Origin of the sequence: Synechococcus sp. R55.3 (genome assembly GCF_047461975.1) — a bacterium.
Lineage (GTDB): Bacteria > Cyanobacteriota > Cyanobacteriia > Thermostichales > Thermostichaceae > Thermostichus.
Map to the genome: position 1 here is coordinate 1 of NZ_JANSIG010000001.1, position 19,749 is coordinate 19,749.

Sequence of the window (19,749 nt, forward strand, 5' to 3'; positions counted from 1 at the left end):
TTTCGCGTCAGCGGGACGGAGTCCTTTCGCGTCAGCGGGACGGAGTCCTTTCGCGTCAGCGGGACGGAGTCCTTTCGTGTCAGCGGGACGGAGTCCTTTCGCGTCAGCGGGACGGAGTCCTTGCGGGCATGAAAGATGTCTTGGTACTCAAATACGCTCGTTAGGCTGAGGCTTTGCCAGGGCAGGATCCCTCTGCGGCAGTTCATTACCCTAGTAGCCAGCAGAGAGCTGCCCCATGCTAGGCTCTAGGCGGTGCTGCTCTGGTCGGCAAGGGGGGACTTGAAAGATATGAAACAAAGGGTGGGCAAGGTAGTTCTTTTAGGAACTTTAACTTCTTTTGCCAGCTCAATTCTTCTGGGGGCCTACGGTTCCCATTCAATCGAGTGGACTCGCCAGTTCGGAACTCCTGCGGATGAGGTGGCTGATTCTATTGCCATCGATGGACAGGGCAATGCTTGGGTAGCGGGAACCACTACGGGAGCCCTTCCTGACCAGTTGAGCGCTGGGAGCTGGGGTGCTTCTGTGCTTCAAGTACAGTCGCTAAGCCTGAGCTTCCTTCCCTTGGGAGAGCGGCCATGCACCGAATAGCTGCTTTGCCAGGGGGATGGGATCCTTCCCAATCCGGCGTCATTTTCTTGGAGCAGGATCCCGCTCCCATCGTTATCCTTTCGGCAGCCGATACGGATCTCACGGCCTTGAGCGCAGCCCTGCGCCTGTTGCCCGGCGATTTTCCGGCGGTGCGGGCGGCCAATTTGTTGCAGTTGCAACAGCCCCTAAGCCTGGATGACTATGCCGAGAGGGTGCTGCGGCGGGCGCAGGTGGTGCTCCTTCGCCTGTTGGGGGGAAGGGCCTACTGGAGCTATGGCCTGGAGGTAGCCAAGCAGGTGGCAGCCGAGGAGGGATCCACCCTGATCGTCATTCCTGGGGACGATCGCCCGGACTGGGATTTGGTGAGCCATTCCACTGTGCCCCTGGCGGTGGCGGATCGGGTGTGGCGGTACTGGCTGGAGGGGGGAGCGGAGAATGTGGCTGCCTGTCTGCTGTTGCTGGCTGGGGAGTTCCTAGGGGGCCAATATTCGGCGCCGGATCCACAAGGGTTGCCTCGTCTTGGGATCTACCAACCTCCCGTAGCCTCGCCGACGGATCCCCAAGCTCCCAAGGTGGGGATTTTACTCTACCGGGCCCATGTTCTGGCGGGGAATACAGAGCCGGTGGATCAATTGGCAAAAGCCTTGGTGGAGCGGGGGCTGCAGCCTCTGTGCCTTTACACCTACAGCCTTCAAGATCCCGACTTGCCCCAGGCCATTCGGGATCACTTTGGCAGCCAGATTGAGGTGTTGCTCAATACCACCAGTTTTTCGCTAGCGCGCTTGGACAGCCAGCAACCCGATGTGAAACTATGGCAGGAGTTGGATGTGCCCGTTTTGCAGGTCATCCTCAGCAGCGGATCCCGGCAGAGCTGGCAGGACTCGACGCGGGGCTTGGGGGCGAGGGATCTGGCCATGAATGTGGCTTTGCCCGAGGTGGATGGGCGCATTATTAGCCGCGCCATTTCCTTTAAAGCCGTTCAACAGCGGGATCCCCGCTTGCAAACGGAGGTGGTGGCCTACGTGGCTGTGCCGGATCGGGTGGAGTTTGTAGCCGATTTGGCGGCCAACTGGGTGAAATTGCGGCGTACCCCCCCTTCCCAGCGGCGACTGGCTTTGATCCTGGCCAACTACCCCAGTCGGGACGGGCGACTGGCCAATGGGGTGGGTCTGGATACCCCTGCCAGTTGTGTGGAAATTCTCAAAGCTTTGGCGGGAGCTGGCTACTCAGTAGATCCCCTGCCCCAGACTGGAGATGAACTCATCCATTGGCTAACCGAAGGCCAGACCTACGACCCCTTGGGATCCCTGCGCCCGGCTCGGCAATGCCTTTCTGCTGCCCTTTATCGAGAGTGGTTTGCCCGCTTGCCTGAGCCCATCCAAGCCAACCTCATTCAGCAATGGGGGAATCCGCCCGCCCAAAACATCCCCATCGCCGGTCTCCAGTTGGGGCACGTTTTTGTTGGCATTCAGCCCCCGCGAGGCTATGACCGGGATCCGTCCTTGAACTACCATGCCCCGGATCTGGTGCCCCCCCATGAGTACCTGGCTTTTTACCTGTGGTTGCGGCAGGTCTTCGGCACTCAAGCGGTGGTGCATGTGGGCAAGCACGGCAACCTGGAATGGCTGCCCGGCAAGGGATCCGCCCTTTCCGCCACCTGCTACCCGGAGATGGCCCTGGGGCCGCTGCCCCACTTCTACCCCTTCATTGTCAACGATCCGGGAGAGGGATCCCAGGCCAAGCGGCGAGCCCAGGCAGTGATTATCGACCACCTCACCCCGCCCCTTACTCGTGCTGAGCTGTACGGCCCCCTGGCGGACTTGGAACGGTTGATGGATGAGTACGTGCAGGCCCAACAGATGGATCCAGGCCGCTGCCCGCTGATTCGCGCCCAGATTCAGGAGCTGGTTCGAGCCGAGCATCTAGACCAGCAGTTCAACTTGGAAAAAGAAGAAGATTGGAATCGCCTGGATGGCTATCTCTGCGAGCTAAAAGAATCTCAGATTCGCGATGGGCTGCACATCTTTGGTCGAATCCCTGCCGGTGAGCAGCTTGTTGATCTGGTGGTAGCCCTGGCCCGCTACCCTGGCCACGGGCAACTGGGGATTACTCAGGCCATTGCCCGCGATTGGGGATGGGACTGGGATCCCTTGACCGCCGATCTAACGGATCCCTGGCCAGACAAACCGCCAGCCCAGTAGCTATTCCAGTTTCAAATACGGTTTGCCTTAGCTCCCCTCTCCCTCTGAGAGAGAGGTCGGCGGTGAGAGATTCAAAAGGAGTTGATTGGGATCCCCTCTCAACTCCTCCTGAGCTACCACTTGAACAAAAATTGAAGCAACCTAGAGAGACGGCTGGATCCTGGTGCTGCGCTTCAAAACAAGCTCAACTGAGAATCCCTTGCCCAGCACCGGGAAGCCTCAGCAGGCGTTTCAATAGCGAGATTGAAAACTCCGCCGCCGCTCGCCGCCACTGTTCGCGTTACCAGAGCGGAAACCTGAGGTGGGGCGTTCTTCCCGGGGACGAGCTTTGTTCACCTTGAGGTCGCGCCCCATCCATTCTGCCCCATCCAGAGCAGCAATGGCAGCCTGCTCCTCTGCTTCAGAGCTCATTTCCACAAACCCGAAGCCTCGAATGCGGCCTGTCTCACGGTCAGTGGGGATTTGCACCCGCTTGACAGAACCGTACTCAGCAAAAACAGCGGTCAAATCCGCTTCTGTCACCTTAAAGGAAAGGTTGCCAACATAAATCGACATAGACGATCTCCGAAAGAGAGAGTAACAAAGGGTGAGATGTTCGGAGAGCCGTCTGCCAATACAAAACGTGAAAATCCGTCAAGACTAGAAGAAACGAGCACTACAACCGACAACGATCTCGTCCCCTATCCTAACACAGAAGTAGGGGCTCGCCACTCCGATTTTTCCAAATCCTGGGAAGATTGCCTTCATCACCCCGCCGCTCTGCCTGCGCTGATGCCATCTCAGCCCAGCTTCTCCAGCCTGGATCCCAGTAACCTCATCTGGGCTTCCAGCTCTGCCAGTTGTTCCTGACTGGCTTGCACCACTTCAGGGTTGGCCCGGTTGAGAAAATTGGGGTTCTCCAAGCGGGCGCGGATCCCTTGGGCCTCTTTTTCCAGTTTGGCCAGGTCTTTTTGCAGTTTGGCCCGCAGCGCTTCCACATCCACCAGTCCTGCCAAGGGCATCAGCACCTGCACCGTGCCCACCACTGCAGCCGCCACCTGTTTGGGCTCCGTGGCCAGGGATCCCGTAATCTCCAAAGCCTCAGCCTTAACCAGATCCCGGATATAAGCTTGGGCAGCCGTCAGGATCCGCTGCTCGGCGGGATCGGTAGTGAGCAAAAGGGCCCTGGTGGTCTGATGGGGCTTGAGGCCGGTTTCTGCCCGCAGGTTGCGCAGGCTGGTAATGGTTTGGATCACCAAGCCAAACTCCCGCTCCAGTTGGGGGTCGATCCAGGTGGGATCCGGGGTGGGATAGGGCTGCACAGAGATGGAAGTGGTTTGATTGACCTGGGTGAGCAGCTGCCAGATCTCCTCGGTGATGTGGGGCATCCAGGGGTGCAGCAGTTTGAGAATGGTTTCCAAAACGATGGCCAGCACCTGCTGCGCTGTGCGCTTGGAAGCCAAGTTTTCTCCCCGCAGCCGGGGCTTGACCAGCTCGATGTACCAGTCACAAAAGTCATCCCAAATGAGAGAGTAGAGCAGGCGCGCCCCCTCGCCCAGGCCATAGGCTTCCAGCTCGGCGATAACTTGGGTGGCCGTGGAGTGCAGCCGCGACAGGATCCAGCGATCGGCCAATTCCAGCGCTTCAGGAACAGGGGATCCCAGTTGGGCAGGGGTCTGTCCCTCCAAGTTGATGAGCACAAAGCGGGAGGCGTTCCAGATCTTGTTGGCAAAGTTGCGGGCGGCCTCCACGCTGGCGCTCTCCCCCGTCTTGCGGTCGTAGGCCAGGCGGATATCCTGCCCTGCCCCCACCACCTCTTTGACCAGGGCATAGCGCAGGGCGTCGGTGCCGTATTTGTCCAGAAGCTCCAGGGGATCGATGCCATTTCCCTTGGTTTTGGACATTTTCGCCCCGTGCTCATCCCGCACCAGGCCATTGATGTACACATCTTTGAAGGGGATCTGGCCGGTAAATTGGGATCCCATCATGGCCATGCGGGCCACCCAGAAGAAAATGATGTCAAAGCCCGTGGACATCAGGGAGTTGGGATAGTAGCGTTTGAAATCCTCGGTCTCTTCCGGCCAGCCCAGGGTTGAAAAGGGCCACAGAGCAGAGCTAAACCAGGTATCCAGCACATCGGGATCCTGTTCCACCCTCTCAACTTCTGGGCCAAACTTTTCCCGTGCTTTGAGCAGCGCTTCCTCGCCGTTGCGGGCCACCACAAAAGCTTGGGGATCCTCGAGAAGCTGGCCATTGAGGACTGGATACCAAGCTGGGATCTGATGGCCCCACCACAATTGCCGAGAAATGCACCAGGGGCGTAGCTTTTCCAGCCAGCCGGTGTAAACCTTGGCCCAGCGCTCGGGGATAAAGCGGGGGCTATTCCGTTGGTATTCTTCTTCTAAGCAGCGGGCCCCCATCCCCGAGACATCGCAAAACCACTGAATGGAAAGCAAAGGCTCGATGGGCACGCCGCCGCGGTCGCTGTGGGGAACGGTGTGGGTGTACTCTTCTACCCTCTCCAGCAGGCCATGTTCGGCAAACCACTGCACCACCTTTTCTCGGGCCACAAAGCGATCTAGGCCGGTGAAAGGATCCCCGTTTTCGTTGAGGGTGCCGTCTTTATTGAGGATGTTGATGAAGGGCAATTGGTGCCGTTTGCCGATTTCAAAGTCGTTGGGGTCGTGGGCCGGGGTAATTTTCACACACCCGGAGCCAAAGGAGGGATCCACATACTCATCCGCAATGATGGGGATGAGGCGATTTTTAATGGGCAGGCGAATGAACTGGCCGATGAGATGGCAATAGCGCTCGTCTTGGGGGTTCACCGCCACCGCCGTATCCCCCAGCATGGTCTCGGGCCGAGTGGTGGCCACCACCAGATACTGGCTGGGATCCTCGGCCAAGGGATAGCGAAAATGCCACAGGTGGCCCTTGACCTCTTTGTCGTCCAGCTCAATGTCTGACACCGCCGACTGGGTGGCCGGGCACCAGTTCACCAAATACTCGCCCCGGTAAATCAACCCCGCCTCGTATAGCCGCACAAACGCCTCGGTTACCGCCCGGCTCAGCCCCTCGTCGAGGGTAAAGCGATCCCGCGTCCAGTCCAGCGAGAGACCCAGCCGCCGCAATTGGCTCTTGATGGCTCCCTGCGACTGCTCCTTCCAAGCCCAAGCTCGCTCCAGAAAAGCCTCTCGGCCTAGATCGAAGCGAGTTTTGCCTTCCTGACGAAGCTGATTCTCCAAAATGGTGTGTACAGCAATGCTGGCATGATCCGTGCCGGGCAGCCAGAGCACGTTGTAGCCGCGCATCCGCTTGTAGCGCGTCACCACATCCGGCAGGGTAAAGGCAAAAGCATGGCCCATGTGCAGGTTGCCCGTCACATTGGGCGGGGGCAGTACCATGCTAAAGGCCTCTCCCGGCGCCTTGGGATCCGCCACGTAAAAGCCCTTCTCCTCCCAAAAGCGCTGCCACTTCGGCTCGGTCTCGAAGGGGTTGTACTGGCTGGGCAGGTTGGCGGAGGAAATTGCAGCAGTCATAGGGAGGATAGGCCAACGGCTGAGAAGGACGGATCACCTTATAGAGTAGCAGTCTAGCTCTCTGCTCTTCGGGATAGGGCGGCCCATCGGTCTTGACCCCGATCACACAGCCAGAGAGGGATTTCGAGCTAGGGTACTACCATCCTCAGCTTTGGGTACTGCGTTATGTCCAGATCATTGACGGCAACGGTCCTGATGGCTCTGATGGCTCTATCCCCTGGGATCCCTGCCTTGGCGCAACAGGACCAGGAGAGCTTAGATGGTGACATCCTGATTTGTCAGGGGGTATCTCATCTAGGCTCTTTGGTAGGTTTTGAGGCTTGCTTGAGTTTGGGTTCCTACACCTACTCTCAGTCTGATAACCAATCCGCGCCCCAGTTGTTAGCAGATTTGTTGCTTTCGTACTTCGAGCGAACCCCCTCTCAGTCTAATAGCCAATCCCAGTTGGTAGGCCTGTATTTCATCCCATACACCACCTATAGCTTTTGCTTTGTGGGTACAGAGAAGTTCGATGACTCAGAGGAGATTTATGTGGGTCGAAGTGGACGGCTATTCTTCGGTTTGGATCGCCTCCTGACCCCTTCTGAACTGGAGGTAGAGACCCCCCAAGTTATCCAGCGGAAGGCCCGTATTCTCCAGGTGGCGGCAGATCCCATTTTCGGTATCAGCCAACTGGTGGTTTACGACGAGACTGAGTTTCGCCTGAAGCAGCCAAGAATAGTGGTCACGCCTCTGGGATACTTCGGAGACTCCATTTCGCGAGAGGTGTTTTTAGAGAGTCCCGAGTGCCAGGCCATTTTGAATTGAGGATCTCCTGCACCTGTAACTGGTGTGCGTTCTTGGGTTTTGGCAGGCTTACGAAACGGCCCTAGAGGCCAGAGTAAGCGTTGAGCCATTCCATGAAGTAAAACACCAGTGGTGCGGTGAACACATAACTGTCTCCCCGATCCAAGATGCCGCCGTGGCCCGGGATCAGATCCCCGGAATCTTTGACGCCGGCATCTCGCTTCATCAGCGATTCGGTCAGGTCGCCCAGCAGGCTGGTCAACCCGATCAAAAACCCCAACACGCTGCCGCTCAGCCAGCTCCAGGGCCAGCTCAGGGCGTGGGCTCCGGCCACGGCCAGGGCCATGCTGGCGGCAATGCCGGCTACTGCCCCTTCCACCGTTTTCTTCGGGCTGAGGATGGAGAGCTTGGTGCGCCCAAAGGCCCGACCACACAGGTAGGCCCCCACATCGGCAGCGATCACGCAGCCAATGGCCAGCAGCGTAATCCATAGCCCTTCGCCCAGCCCTTGCGCAAAAGACAAGGCCCTGACCCGAATCCAGAAGCTGGGCAGCAACGCACAGTAGAACAACCCCAAGATCGAGGTGGCAATATCGGCAATGGTGGCCACCTTGGGCTTAAAGAGCAAATAAAAACAGATGATCGATCCCGCCACGATAAAGGCAGGGCTGGTCCACTCCGGCCTCACCTGCTGCAAAATCACCAGCACCTGGCTGGAAAACATGGTGGTGCGCATGGCCGGCGCATTGCCTTTGGCTTGCACCAAGCGGAAAAACTCCAACTGGGCCAAAAAAATGATTAGCCCAATGGCTGCAGTAAAATACCAGCCCCCTAGCAGGGTGACCGCCAACGCAAACAACACCGCCGCAAAACCGCTAACCCAACGGGCTCCCATGGGCGCACCCCGTCACGTTGGCTGGCCAAATACCTCTTGCCCCCGGCTCCAGCAGATCGACGTCCAAGCCGAGAGCAGAAGAAACCCCCCCTCTGGTGTTCAAGATTCGCGTTTGCGGGACGGAGTCCTGATGCGGCTGCTGCAATGGAAATGCCTCTTGCCCTAGCCTTTCAGTTTAACTCCCTTGGCCTCGAAACAACCGCTTTCGGCCCTGCAGGATGGGATTTCCAGGTAAGGTGGCAGACAGACTGGAGCATGAGATAATGGGCAAACCGCAAAGCTCACTGCTGACCGCCTAAGATACCTCTGATTCGTTGCACCGCAGCATGGTTCAAGAACTTACTTCGCGCTCCACAACTGCTCGCATTTCTGCCGAAGAGGCTCGTCTTCTTTATGAAGACATGGTGCTGGGCCGCCTGTTTGAAGACAAGTGCGCCGAAATGTACTACAAGGGCAAGATGTTCGGCTTTGTGCATCTGTACAACGGCCAAGAGGCCGTCTCTACGGGGGTGATCAAGGCGCTCAAGCCCACCGACTATGTGTGCAGCACCTACCGCGATCATGTGCATGCCCTCAGCACCGGGATCCCGCCACGGGCGGTGATGGCAGAGTTGTTCGGCAAGGCCACCGGCTGCAGCAAGGGTCGGGGTGGCTCCATGCACCTTTTTTCGGCAGAGCACAACTTTTTGGGGGGCTATGCCTTTGTGGCCGAAGGGATCCCGGTGGCGACGGGGGCAGCGTTTTCGGCCAAATACCGGGGCACTGACCAGGTAACCGCCTGCTTCTTTGGGGATGGAGCCTGCAACAACGGCCAGTTTTACGAGTGCCTCAACATGGCCGCCCTCTGGAAGTTGCCCATCGTCTATGTGGTGGAAAATAACTTCTGGGCTATTGGCATGGCCCATGAACGCGCCACTTCCGACACCGATATTTACCGCAAAGGCCCGGCTTTTGGCATGCCCGGCTACCAGGTGGATGGGATGGATGTGCTAGCAGTGCGAGAGGCCGCCCAACAGGCCATCGCCCGCGCCCGTGCCGGAGAAGGCCCCACCTTGCTGGAGTGCATCACCTATCGTTTCCGGGGCCATTCTCTGGCCGACCCTGACGAGCTGCGCAGTCCTGAGGAAAAAGAGTTCTGGCGGCAGCGGGATCCCATTAAGCAACTGGAACGCTATGCCCTGGAGCACAACCTAATGACCGAGGCAGACTTCCAAGCCATCCACGCGGAGGTCAGCGCCGTGATTGAGGACGCGGTTCTTTTTGCTCTGGAAAGCCCAGAGCCCACTCTGGACGAGCTACACCGTTTTGTCTTTGCCGAAGATGAGTAGACCCCCCAGGTACCGGGGGAGTTCAGGAGCCGAGATCTTGCTTGGCCGGAGGATCCCTGGCCAGCTCGGGCGGCCTATCCACCCGACGGAGCGCTATCGCGCCGGATCCCTTGAGGATCCTCGATGATTGGCATTGGAGAAACCTTCTCGAGATCTGCGCTATTGCGCAGATTTTTTTGTAAATATCGCTTCCCATTTGTTTACACAGCTTCATATCATTGAGATATCGAGCATGAGTATTTATTCCCGGTCATGAGCAATTCTCTTGAGTTTCCCTGGCTGTCGGTGCTGGTGCTCTTGCCTCTGCTGGCAGCCTTTGGGATCCCCTTGATCCCCCAGAGCCGTTGGGTGCGTTGGTATGCCCTCGCTGTGGGGGCTTTTGATTTGGGCCTGATGGCCTATGTCTTTGCGCGGCACTATGACCTGCAGGACTTTTCTCTGCAACTGGCGGAGCGCTACGCCTGGGTGCCCCAAATTGGATTCCACTGGTCGCTGGCGGTGGACGGCCTGTCCTTGCCGCTGGTATTGCTGTCCGGTTTGATCACGACCCTGTCGATTGTGGCGGCTTGGAATCTCACCCATAAGCCGCGTTTGTTTTTCTTCCTGCTGCTGCTGATGTACGGCGCCCAGGTGGGCGTATTTCTGGCGCAGGACATGCTTCTATTCTTCCTGATGTGGGAGATTGAGCTGGTGCCGGTCTATCTGCTCATCTCCATTTGGGGTGGGCCGAAGCGCCAGTACGCCGCCACCAAGTTCATCCTCTACACCGCCGCCGCCTCCATTTTTATCTTGGTGGGATCCCTGGCGATGGCCTTCTACGGCGAGGGCTTCAGCCTGGAGATGGCAGAGCTGAGCGCTAAGTCTTACCCACTGGCCTTGGAGCTGTTGGCCTATGCGGCTTTGCTGATTGCCTTTGGGGTGAAGCTGCCGATTTTTCCGCTGCACACCTGGCTGCCGGATGCCCACAGCGAAGCCTCTGCTCCCATTTCCATGATCTTGGCGGGAGTTCTGCTCAAGATGGGTGGCTATGGCCTGATCCGCATGAATGTGGGCATGTTGTCGGAAGCCCACGTGTACTTCGCCCCGGTGCTGGCGGTGTTGGGTGTGGTGAACATCATTTACGGGGCGTTGGCGGCCTTCGGTCAGAACCATCTCAAGCGGCGCTTGGCCTATTCGTCCATTGCCCACATGGGCTTTGTGTTGATCGGGATCTCCGCCTTTACGGAGCTGGGCATCAATGGGGCAGTGCTGCAGATGATCTCCCACGGTCTGATCGCTGCAGTTTTGTTCTTCCTGACGGGGATCACCTACGAGCGCACCCACACCCTTGCCCTCGACAAGTTGGGAGGGTTGGCCAAGCAGATGCCGAAGGCTTTTGCCCTGTTTACAGCGGGATCCCTGGCCTCTCTGGCGCTGCCGGGGATGAGCGGATTTGTGGGTGAGCTGACGGTGTTCTTGGGCTTGACCACCAGCGATGCCTATGCGCCGACCTTCAAAGCTGGAATTGCCCTGCTGGCGGCAGTGGGCATCATTCTGACGCCCATTTACTTGCTCTCCATGCTGCGGCAGGTGTTCTACGGGGCTCAGGATCCCGGCTTGGTTTTGGAAGACTACCTGGGGGATGTGCGTCCGCGAGAAATGGCGGTGGCCCTCTGTCTGCTGTTGCCGATCCTCGGCATTGGCTTCTACCCACGCCTGGCTACCCAAACCTACGATGTCACAACGGTGGCGGTAGCTGCCCAGTTGCGCAGTGTGTTGGCAACTGAGATTGTGCAGCGGCCTTTCTTCCCCTCGCCGGTGCAATCGGCTCAGGTGGCGGCTTTGCCTCTGGAGGATTAAAGGGGGGTCGAGACTCGGTTCTTCTTTATCTCTATTCCTTACTCTGTCCAGAAGAGCTGGTGTTCGAGGTGCAACCCGACTCAACTTTCAGCTCTTCTTTTGTTTTTTTTAAGTTTTAAGATTGGATTTAGGATCCGGGATGTTCCTGGGCTGGGATTTTCGTGCAGCCGATTGTTCTTGTGCCGTCCATCCTATCGGTGATCGGTATGAATAGAGTTTTGTTCCATCAGGTTGAGTTGCACCACCAACCACCAGAGGGTTACATCGGAATAGGTTGCCCGGCGCTTGAGCCGAGAAATGGAGTGTACCGGGTTTTGGCTGTCGATCATCCACTCAGAAGCGATGATTTGGCCGCGTTGCTGAGCATTCATTGTTTCTCCCTCCGCTCGCCAACTGCTCAATACTTAGAATGGCTAATATTTAGGATGGCGAATTTGTGCGGGAGCGTGTGAAAAAATATATTACGCAGGGATCCCCAAAATCGGCTAACTTTCTTAGCAATGAGGATCTCATAAGCCGTTGAGTTGCCGATTTGCCGTCCGGGGATCGGACAAAACGTTGCAGAAGGGGCAAAATGTTGGGCGAGGGGATTGCCCCTATCTTCACAAGTCTTAAAACCTGGAAAAATTCCATTTTCTCCTGACTCCTCTGTCTCCCTCTGTCGGCCTCTGCAGCAGCAACCCTTGAGGAGCCTGAGATCGCGATGAGAGCCAAGGCCATCTCTCCCCAGCCTGCTTCTGCTTTTGGAGAAGTGGTGGAAGCCAACACCACAACCTTTGTGGCCCAGTGCTTCGAGCCGGAACGTCTGACCTTCCCACCCATGCCTGCTCTCGGCAGTTGGACGCGCTCCCAAGACGAAGAGACCGGCAACCTGATCTATGGCGTGGTTTGCTATGCCGCCATCGCCCCCATCGACACCGTCCATCGCGCCAGGGCTTTGGGCCTCTCCCCTCAGGAGCTGCGGGAGCAACAGCCCCAGATTTTTGCCATGTTGCGCACCGATTTTCGCGCGGCCATTGTCGGCTTTGTCAGCGGGGGACGGGTCTATCAGTACTTGCCGCCACGCCCTCCCCAGATTCACCAGCCGGTTTATCTCTGCTCCGATACGGAAGTGAGGGAGTTCTGCCGCTCTTTCGAGTTTTTGCGCACCCTGCTACGGGTCAACGGGATCCCAACCGATGAGCTGGTGGCTGCCGTGATTCGCCAGACTTACCGAATCCTGAACCGGGATCGCAACTGGCTTCTACAGGCAGGTCGGCAGTTGAGCTCTCTGTTGCGGGATGATTATGAGCATCTCAGCGCAATTTTACGAAAGATTGAAGCCTAAGCGAAGAAATATTGAGAATGGCCTTGGATCCCTCTGGAATCGAGTCGGGGGGTGATAACCTGAGGCCGTTTCCTATGGAATTGATTCCCTTTGAATCCTCTTTCTGCTGTAAAAATGTTTAACAAATTCAATCCTTCTGACAAACCCTCCAAAGGCAATTGGGCAGGTCGCACCTTTTCCGCTGCTACGGGCGCTTCGGTGGCAGCCGGTGTTTGCATTGCCCACGGTCAGCCGGCTTATGTGTCGCTGTTGGTGGCCTGTTGCGCGACGGTGTTTACCCTCGTTTTGGATGAAATGGGCTGGATCTAGGCTCGGTTTCAACTTCAGCTTTGGTTTTGCTGCATAAGAAGCCGCTCTAAAGCAGAGGCCAACCAATAGGGATCCCTGGCCCTCTGGGTTTGCTGCTTGCGTGAAAGGATCCCTTTGCTGGGTTGGCAACATGCAGCCTTACTTTACCCTGCTTCGCGGGCTGCCCGCACCAACAATCCTGCTGTGATCAGCCCTGCCAGAATAGAGCTGCCGCCATGACTGAACAAAGGCAGGGGCACACCTGTGGTGGGCAGAACCCCGGTGACCACGCCAATGTTCATCAGCGACTGCCCCACCAGAAACATCAGGCAGCCGCAGGCTACTAAGCGAATGGTCAACTCCCGACAGCGCCCCATCACCCGCCAGCCCAGCAGAGTGTAGAAGGTCAGCAACCCCAGAAAGAACAGGGATCCGGCCAAGCCAAACTCTTCTGCATACACCGAGAAGATGAAGTCGGTGTATTGGATGGGCAGGTAGAACAGCTTTTGCTGGGAGAGGCCATATCCCTTGCCCCACAGGCCGCCAGAGCCAATGGCCAACAGACTTTGCACCAGCTGGTAGCCATCCCCTTGGGCATTGCCCCAGGGATCCAAAAAAGCCAAGATGCGCCGCCGTTGGTAATCTTTGCTGAGAATGCTCACCACAGCCGCCAGAATCCCCAGCCCCGCTGTGGCCAAAAGGGTGAAAGCTGGGATCCCGGCAGTCCAAGCCATGACCCAGAGGGTAAGGCCGCAGATGGCCGTGGTGCCCAGGTTGGGCTGGGCGAGGATCCCCAAGAGCGCAAAGGCGAAGATAACCACCCAGAGGATGCGGAACCAGGGAGGATGGTGAAACCAGCGGCCAAAGATCCAGGATCCCTGCAAGACCAACAGGGGCTTGAGCAATTCCGAGGGCTGGATAACAGGGATCACCTTCAAATCCAGCCAGCGGCTGGCTTCCAGGCGGGAAACCCCCAACCCCGGCACCTGGGTGGCCCACACCAGGCCAACTCCCAGCAAGCAGAGGATCCCGGCCCAGGGGAACCAGCGCCGCAGCGGGATCTGCACCAGAGCCCAGAAACAGCCCAGACCCAGCCCGGCCCAGAGCAATTGGCGCTTGAAAAAGTAGAGGCCATCGCCGGTGATCCGCTGAGCCACCGGGTAGGAAGCAGAAAACAGCATCAGCAGCCCCAGCACCAGCCAGATCAAGGTGAGCCAGCGCAGCCAGCGAGCTTCAGCATTCCAGGGATCCCTGAAGGGCTTGGCAGCAGGCTCGGAAATGGTTGCCACGGTGTTCAAAGCTGGAGTACTGGTCAAAACTGGCACAGGCGGGGGACAGCAAAATGGTGATGGGTTGAGCGGGCTTCCCCAAGCTCTGAGCTTGACGCGAAAGGGAACAAGCCGCTGCAAAGGCTCTTTCCACCGCTACATCTAGGGTTGGCACCAGCTCAACGTCAGTATAGTGGATCCCCTGGAGGGCCTCTGCCAGCACTGGGGCAGACTCCCCCATCAGCACCACGCGGGCCACCTTGGCCCGAATCAACTGCAGCCAGGCACTGGGATCCCCCTGCTTAGCCCTTCCTCCGGCAATCAGAATAATGGGTGGGGAGAGGGCGTTGAGCGCCACCCAGCCGGCCTCGTAGTTGGTGGCCTTGCTGTCGTTGACAAAGCGGATGGGGGTGGCTCCCACCTGGATTTGCGCCACCCGCTCCAGCCGATGGGGCATGCCGGCAAAAGATCGGATGGCTTTTTGAATGGCAGCGTTGGGGATCCCGGCCAGACGCGCTGCTGCTGCCGCCAAGAGCAGGTTTTGCAGATTGTGTTGGCCAGGGCAGCGTTCTGCAAAGTCCTCCAGCTCCGCCACCATCTCCCCCTGGATGTAGAGGCGGTTTTCCCGCAGGTCAAGGGTTGCGGTGGGATCCTGATCGCAACAGAGTTGCGGGGCAGCAAGGGAAGTCCAATAGGTCTTTTCCCAGTCCTGCCGGCGGCAGCACAGGTAGGGATCCTCGCCGTTGAGCACCCGCCACTGGGCCCGATCCAAAAGGCGAGCCTTGAAGCTGGCATAGCGCTCCAGCGTCCCGTGCCGTTCTAGGTGATCGGGAGTGAAGGTGGTCCACACCCCAATGCGCGGCGGCCCTCCAGGAGTGCTGCTCATGAGGCGGCTACTGGCCTCCAACTGGTAGCTGCTCAGCTCCGCCACGATCCAATCCGGCTTGAGCTTTCCCTGGAGCGTTGCCAAAGCCACTTGCGACAGGGGCAGGCCAATGTTGCCGCAGGGGATCCCTTGCAACCCCGCCGCCTTGAACATTTCCGCCACCAGAGCCGTGGTGGTGCTTTTGCCGTTGGTGCCGGTGATCCCCACCCAGGGTAGGTGGTCAAGATAGATCCAGGCCAGCTCCGCCTCTCCCACCACCGGGATCCCCTGTTGACGCACCTCCTGCAGCAGCGGGTGATCCCAAGCAATGCCCGGACTGACCACCACCTGCTTCACCCCTTCGGCCAGTTGAAAAGGCTGCCCCAGCCGAACCGGGATCCCTTCTTGATTGAGCTCGGCCTGCCGCTGTCTGAGAAGAGGGGAATCTTGCTCATCCCAAACCAGCACTTCATAGCCCTGGGCCCGCAACAGCCGCGCTGCCGCCAGCCCCGCAATGCCTAACCCCAAAACTTGATGTTGCACGTTGGTTTCTACTTCGTTTCTTTATTTGGGGATCCCTGCTTGGATCTTACCGGTCACGTCCTTGACCCGCATGTTTTTGTTCGACACTCCCCTTGCTTATGGGGGTAACCAGTTGGTGGAGTGGATGGAGTTTTCCTAGCCGCCTGGATGGCTAACTTGGGAATAGGCTGGAGACCAGTCCGCCGGCCACCCTCTACAACCCGTGCAGATTTGTCTTTGGCGTAGAAAAGATTCCACCTAGCCTGCCAGCCTCACTTTGTGGATGCTGTAGGAAATTTTCTTCCCTATGCATCATCTACTCAATCTTCCAAAGGATCCAACTTGGGATCCAGACTCTTGGCAGTCAGACGCAGAGCCTCCGCCTGCTCCATTACCCGTGGAGCTTGCGCTGCCGTCTCAACGCCCTGGCGATAGCTCTCCCACAGGGGCATTTCCGGGTAGGTCTGCTGCAACTCGCTGATCTGATCCAGAAGGGCCTCCAGCCAGCCAGCCGTGCTCCAGGTGAGCAGAAACTGGAAGGGGTTCCACAGGTTGAGCTGCCGCCCCAATTCATTTAAGCTCTCGTTGCGAATGGGCGGATCGAAGATGTCCGCCACGGTCATCAACTGGCGGGCCAGCAGGGGTCTGAGGATTTTCTCGGCAGCTTCCACCACAGCGGGGATGGCAGCTTGGATCCGGTCGGGGCTGGGAATATTCCGCGCTTGGGGCAAGGCTTGCAGCACCAACTCCAGTCGCCGCCCTGCCTCTGCCGATTCCAAAGCCGATTCCAGGGTGGTGCCCACGCTGAGAAACACTTCTCCCGTCAGCAGCCGCACTGCATCGATGACCAGGTGATACAAGGGAGGGATCACGAGCTTGATCCACTCGCTCTGGAAAAACTCCCGCAGCCGCCGTGCCACATAGTCCCCTACTTGGGTGGTCTGGATCCCCACTTGGGTCAGATTGAGATACCAGTCGGGGGGGGATCCCTTGGGATCCAGCCAACGGCGCAGCGTTTGCCATTCTTCTTCTGTGAGGGCAGTTCGTCCCTGTTTTAAGCCGGTTCGCCGCAGCTTGCCCTCGGCATTCAAGAGCTTGCGCAGCTCTGGTGTGCCCAGCAAGGACAAGGCACCTGCCGAACCCACACTGCCGATCTCGATGGCGATCAAGGCGGCCAGCAGGGCGGCTGAGGCTTTCACCTGGATCTGGCCGGCTTTGTCCATGTTGCTCTGCACCGCTGTCGCGACCACGAGAGGCAGGCGGCTGTTGCCATAGGCACGGGCACTCATCGCCTCTAGAGCAGAGCGTTGGTCAGAGGTTAGCGTCTGAGCCCAAGAAGGGATCCCATCTGGATGGGCCGGTTCCTGCAAGCCGTGATACAGCAAGCTGGCCACCCAGGCGCGATCCGCAGCCTGCCGCAAAGAGCCAATGACCACTTCCCATTGGCAGGGGTTGAGCAGGGGCAAGAGCGCTTGCAGCTCTCGGTGGATGGGCTCTGGGGATCCTGCCGTTCTCGACTGTTCCAGAGCGCTTTGCAGCCGATCCCGCGCCTCTCGGCACAGCCCGCCCCACTCCAGTTGCAGGCGAGCCAGGGTCTGTTGCACCGTCTCTTCGGAGCGACGGGGTAGATCCTGCCAGCCCGCTTCCAGCTGCCGCCACAGCTCCTCCCAGTTCAGGCCCTCAGCAGCGCCATTGACGGCATCCGAGGCAACCTTTGAGCTGGGCGAGGCGTTTTGGGGCTCGGAATGGAAAGGGGGATTCAGGGGTTCAGACATGGACAGAACCGGCCTCAAGGGGATTACCGGCATTATAGCTAGGGGTAAAACGCCAGCCGAGGCAAACCCAACGTTTCCGGCCATCCCATCATCAAGTTGAGACACTGCACTGCCTGCCCGGCTTGCCCTTTCATCAGGTTGTCGATCACCGACAGGACAATAACGCGGTTGGTGCGGCTGTCCACCTCCACCCCGATCATGCAGGTGTTGGTGCCGGAGACCCATTTGGTTTGCGGGTAAACCCCCCGCGGCAGCACCTTCACCCAAGGAGATTGGCGATAGAAAGCATTGTAAATGGTGAGCAAATCTTCCCCCACAAAGCCGGGATCCCGCAGAGTGGCATACAAGGTGACGTGGATCCCCCGCACCATGGGCACCAGATGAGGCGTAAATTGCACGGTGATGGGGGTGTGGGTCAGGTCGGTGCAAGCTTGCTCGATCTCGGGCGTATGCCGGTGCTGGGCCACTCCATAGGCTGCCAGAGAGCTGTCCACTTCGGCAAACAGGGATCCCACCTTGGGGGTACGACCTGCCCCCGAAACGCCGGATTTGGCATCGAAAATGAGGCTGTCCAGCTCCACCAACCCCTGCCGCAGCAGAGGAGCAACCGCCAACAATGAGGCAGTGGGATAACAGCCGGGACAGCCCACCAGTTGGGCTTGGGCAATCGCCTCGCGATAAAGTTCCGGCAACCCATAGACCGCCTGCTCATTGGCCTGGCGATAGGCAGGGCTGGGCCAGTTGGGATCCGTCTGACCCATGCGGTACCAAGATTGGTAGGTGGCCAGGTTGCGAAAGCGGTAATCCGCCGACAGATCTAAGACTTTGCACCCCTTGGCCAGCAAAGGCGGAGCCAGCTCGGCAGCCAGCCCATTGGGGAGAGACAAAAACACCACATCGCTGTTGGCGGCAATGCGATCCACCTCTACCGGCTGAACGGTCAGATCCACGGCCTGGGCCAACTGGGGATAGAGATCCCCGTAGCGCTTGCCGGCACTGTCTTGCCCGGCCAGGTAGGTGATCTGCACGCCGGGATGCTCGCTCAGTAACCGCACCAACTGTACCCCTCCGTAGCCGGAAGCGCCGACGATGCCAATGCGGACAGGCTCTGTGGGGTGGGGTGGGCGGGGCGCCATGTTGGCCATGGGGGGGCTGCCTGTGCAAGAGGGTTGCGTGATGGCTTGCCTTAAGTTCTACCGCATTTTTCTGCTGCATTTGACGCTGCATGGGTGCGGATCCCATCTTGTTCATTCGCGTTGGCGTTGCCTAGCAATCCAAGAGGATTTGTTATGCTGAGTTAACTTGAGCTGCTTGGGCCTTGGCAGCGGTTTCCATCCTTACCTTAAGTCTGTCTGTGTTCTGTGGAGCTTTCTAGCCGATCTACGGTCTATGCACTATGAGCGATTGATCAACATTGTCTTGCGGGCCTACGGCCAAAGCAGCCGCCACGGTCTGGATCAAGAAACGCTGACCCTCTACTCAGAAGGCCCCTACACCCTCTACAAACTCACTTCCCATTTCGATCGCCGCTCCATTTTTGTGTTGGCCCAGAATCAGCGGGATATGTTTGTTTCTGGCGATGCGTTTAACAACAAGCTGATCCCAGGAGAATGGCAGGCGTGGCTGCACCAGAAAGCGCTGGGCATCGCTCCCGACACGGCACAAGCAGGTTAGCCGAAGACCATATCTGGCGTGGAAGGATCCCCAAGCCTACGCCCGGCCTGTTGAGATCCAGCCCATGCTGACAATGGCCGCCTACTTCCAGCTCAGAGGGTGGTGGGATCCACAGGTCGCTCCACCTGTCCAGAATCTACCCGCCACTGGCCAAAACCCCAGGCTGAACCTGTCGGGGCACCACCGAGAGACGATCCAGATCGGCACAGTAGGCCAGATCCTGATCGTTTTCCGGCCCCAGACCCAATAGCCGTTGCCCGTGGCTAGAGCGCCGCAACAAACCCAGCAGATCATCCTGCCAAGTTTGGTACAGGGCTAAGGCTGCCACTGCCTCGTCGTTGCCCAACTGGTTCAAAGAGCAGCCCAAGCGATGCAGGATAGCCCCGGCACAGGCAGTATCTTCCAGTGAAAAGGCCCCTTCCCACCCGGATCCCACCAGCCACACCTCGGCAAAGGATCCCCGTCTGAGAAAGTCCACCACGGCCCCCAAGTTCACCAGGGCTGCTGTGATCACCACCGGGATCCCTTCAATGCGCTGTAGGCTGCGCGTGCCGTTGGTGGTGCTCAGGAAGACGCGCTTGTCCCGAACGCGGTCGGGGGTGTAGTCGAGAGGGGAATTGCCCAGGTCGAATCCCGCCACCGCTTTGCCCCCCCGTTCCCCGGCCAAAAGCCGCTTGGAAGCTGGCCAGTTTTGGCTCACCTCTTGGAGCTGCTGCAGGTGGGCAAACACCTGTACCGCTTCTGCTCCTGCTGCCAGCGCTGTGGCAATGGTGGTGGTGGCCCGCAGCACATCAATGGCCACTGCACATTCTGGGATCCCGGATGAAGGCACCTGTTCAGGCGTATGGAAGTGGAAAAAACGCATGGAGCAAGGG

The 19,749-nt window shown here is 58.5% G+C and carries 17 protein-coding genes; 8 read left to right on the forward strand and 9 right to left on the reverse strand.

The annotated features are described in order from the left end of the window. Positions 1-288 precede the first annotated feature (288 nt). Together NW849_RS00005 and cobN are read left to right on the forward strand one after the other, a co-directional pair. Positions 289-588, forward strand: a complete 300-nt coding sequence (locus NW849_RS00005) for an SBBP repeat-containing protein (protein ID WP_414355442.1) — start codon at positions 289-291, stop codon at positions 586-588. Further along, a complete protein-coding gene (cobN, locus tag NW849_RS00010) occupies positions 576-2,789 on the forward strand; it encodes a cobaltochelatase subunit CobN (RefSeq protein ID WP_414355320.1) in 2,214 nt (737 codons plus the stop codon). Before NW849_RS00005 ends, cobN begins: the two co-directional genes overlap by 13 nt. Positions 2,790-3,020: 231 nt before the next feature. Here the strand turns inward: cobN and NW849_RS00015 are convergent, their stop codons facing one another. Both NW849_RS00015 and NW849_RS00020 read right to left on the reverse strand, forming a co-directional pair. Further along, a complete protein-coding gene (locus tag NW849_RS00015) occupies positions 3,021-3,344 on the reverse strand; it encodes an RNA recognition motif domain-containing protein (protein ID WP_011431969.1) in 324 nt (107 codons plus the stop codon). A 224-nt stretch (positions 3,345-3,568) separates the two neighbouring features. Further along, a complete protein-coding gene (locus NW849_RS00020; protein ID WP_414355322.1) occupies positions 3,569-6,307 on the reverse strand; it encodes a valine--tRNA ligase in 2,739 nt (912 codons plus the stop codon). A 165-nt stretch (positions 6,308-6,472) separates the two neighbouring features. Between NW849_RS00020 and NW849_RS00025 the strand changes: the two genes are divergently transcribed. Further along, positions 6,473-7,114 (forward strand): hypothetical protein, encoded by a 642-nt coding sequence (locus tag NW849_RS00025; protein ID WP_414355324.1) that lies wholly within the window; start codon positions 6,473-6,475, stop codon positions 7,112-7,114. A gap of 61 nt (positions 7,115-7,175) precedes the next feature. Here NW849_RS00025 and NW849_RS00030 read toward each other — a convergent pair whose 3' ends face one another. Beyond that, the gene (locus tag NW849_RS00030) at positions 7,176-7,988 is read right to left on the reverse strand and encodes a phosphatidate cytidylyltransferase (protein ID WP_414355326.1); all 813 of its coding nucleotides are present in this window, start codon (positions 7,986-7,988) and stop codon (positions 7,176-7,178) included. Between the two features lie 326 nt (positions 7,989-8,314). On the opposite strand from NW849_RS00030, the gene pdhA reads away from it, so the two are divergent. Together pdhA and NW849_RS00040 are read left to right on the forward strand one after the other, a co-directional pair. Next, entirely contained in the window at positions 8,315-9,316 is a 1,002-nt protein-coding gene (gene pdhA, locus NW849_RS00035) for a pyruvate dehydrogenase (acetyl-transferring) E1 component subunit alpha (RefSeq protein ID WP_414329458.1), read from the forward strand. A gap of 252 nt (positions 9,317-9,568) precedes the next feature. After that, positions 9,569-11,155, forward strand: a complete 1,587-nt coding sequence (locus NW849_RS00040) for an NAD(P)H-quinone oxidoreductase subunit 4 (protein WP_414355329.1) — start codon at positions 9,569-9,571, stop codon at positions 11,153-11,155. Between the two features lie 191 nt (positions 11,156-11,346). On the opposite strand, the gene NW849_RS00045 is transcribed toward NW849_RS00040, so the two are convergent. Further along, a complete protein-coding gene (locus tag NW849_RS00045) occupies positions 11,347-11,526 on the reverse strand; it encodes a hypothetical protein (RefSeq protein WP_011431964.1) in 180 nt (59 codons plus the stop codon). Between the two features lie 332 nt (positions 11,527-11,858). On the opposite strand from NW849_RS00045, the gene NW849_RS00050 reads away from it, so the two are divergent. Together NW849_RS00050 and NW849_RS00055 are read left to right on the forward strand one after the other, a co-directional pair. Continuing rightward, on the forward strand, positions 11,859-12,482 hold the full coding sequence (locus tag NW849_RS00050) for a hypothetical protein (protein ID WP_414355331.1): 624 nt from the start codon (positions 11,859-11,861) through the stop codon (positions 12,480-12,482). Between the two features lie 114 nt (positions 12,483-12,596). Beyond that, the gene (locus NW849_RS00055; RefSeq protein ID WP_414350751.1) at positions 12,597-12,791 is read left to right on the forward strand and encodes a hypothetical protein; all 195 of its coding nucleotides are present in this window, start codon (positions 12,597-12,599) and stop codon (positions 12,789-12,791) included. Positions 12,792-12,934: 143 nt separating this feature from the next. Here NW849_RS00055 and NW849_RS00060 read toward each other — a convergent pair whose 3' ends face one another. From NW849_RS00060 to argC, 4 genes are all read right to left on the reverse strand, one after another. Continuing rightward, positions 12,935-14,059 (reverse strand): FtsW/RodA/SpoVE family cell cycle protein, encoded by a 1,125-nt coding sequence (locus NW849_RS00060; RefSeq protein WP_414355334.1) that lies wholly within the window; start codon positions 14,057-14,059, stop codon positions 12,935-12,937. After that, a complete protein-coding gene (gene murD, locus NW849_RS00065) occupies positions 14,004-15,446 on the reverse strand; it encodes a UDP-N-acetylmuramoyl-L-alanine--D-glutamate ligase (RefSeq protein ID WP_414355337.1) in 1,443 nt (480 codons plus the stop codon). Before murD ends, NW849_RS00060 begins: the two co-directional genes overlap by 56 nt. A gap of 299 nt (positions 15,447-15,745) precedes the next feature. After that, positions 15,746-17,200, reverse strand: coding sequence for a hypothetical protein (locus NW849_RS00070; protein ID WP_414355338.1), 1,455 nt, complete (start codon positions 17,198-17,200; stop codon positions 15,746-15,748). A 38-nt stretch (positions 17,201-17,238) separates the two neighbouring features. Further along, a complete protein-coding gene (argC, locus tag NW849_RS00075) occupies positions 17,239-18,345 on the reverse strand; it encodes an N-acetyl-gamma-glutamyl-phosphate reductase (protein WP_414355341.1) in 1,107 nt (368 codons plus the stop codon). 244 nt (positions 18,346-18,589) lie between these two features. Here argC and NW849_RS00080 point away from each other — a divergent pair, with 244 nt between their 5' ends. Beyond that, positions 18,590-18,874 carry a hypothetical protein gene (locus tag NW849_RS00080; RefSeq protein WP_414355344.1) on the forward strand — a complete coding sequence of 95 codons (285 nt, stop codon included), beginning with the start codon at positions 18,590-18,592 and terminating at the stop codon, positions 18,872-18,874. A 136-nt stretch (positions 18,875-19,010) separates the two neighbouring features. Here the strand turns inward: NW849_RS00080 and NW849_RS00085 are convergent, their stop codons facing one another. Beyond that, positions 19,011-19,739: a 2-phosphosulfolactate phosphatase family protein gene (locus NW849_RS00085; protein ID WP_414355346.1), complete on the reverse strand. Its 729-nt coding sequence runs from the start codon at positions 19,737-19,739 to the stop codon at positions 19,011-19,013. Positions 19,740-19,749 lie beyond the last annotated feature (10 nt).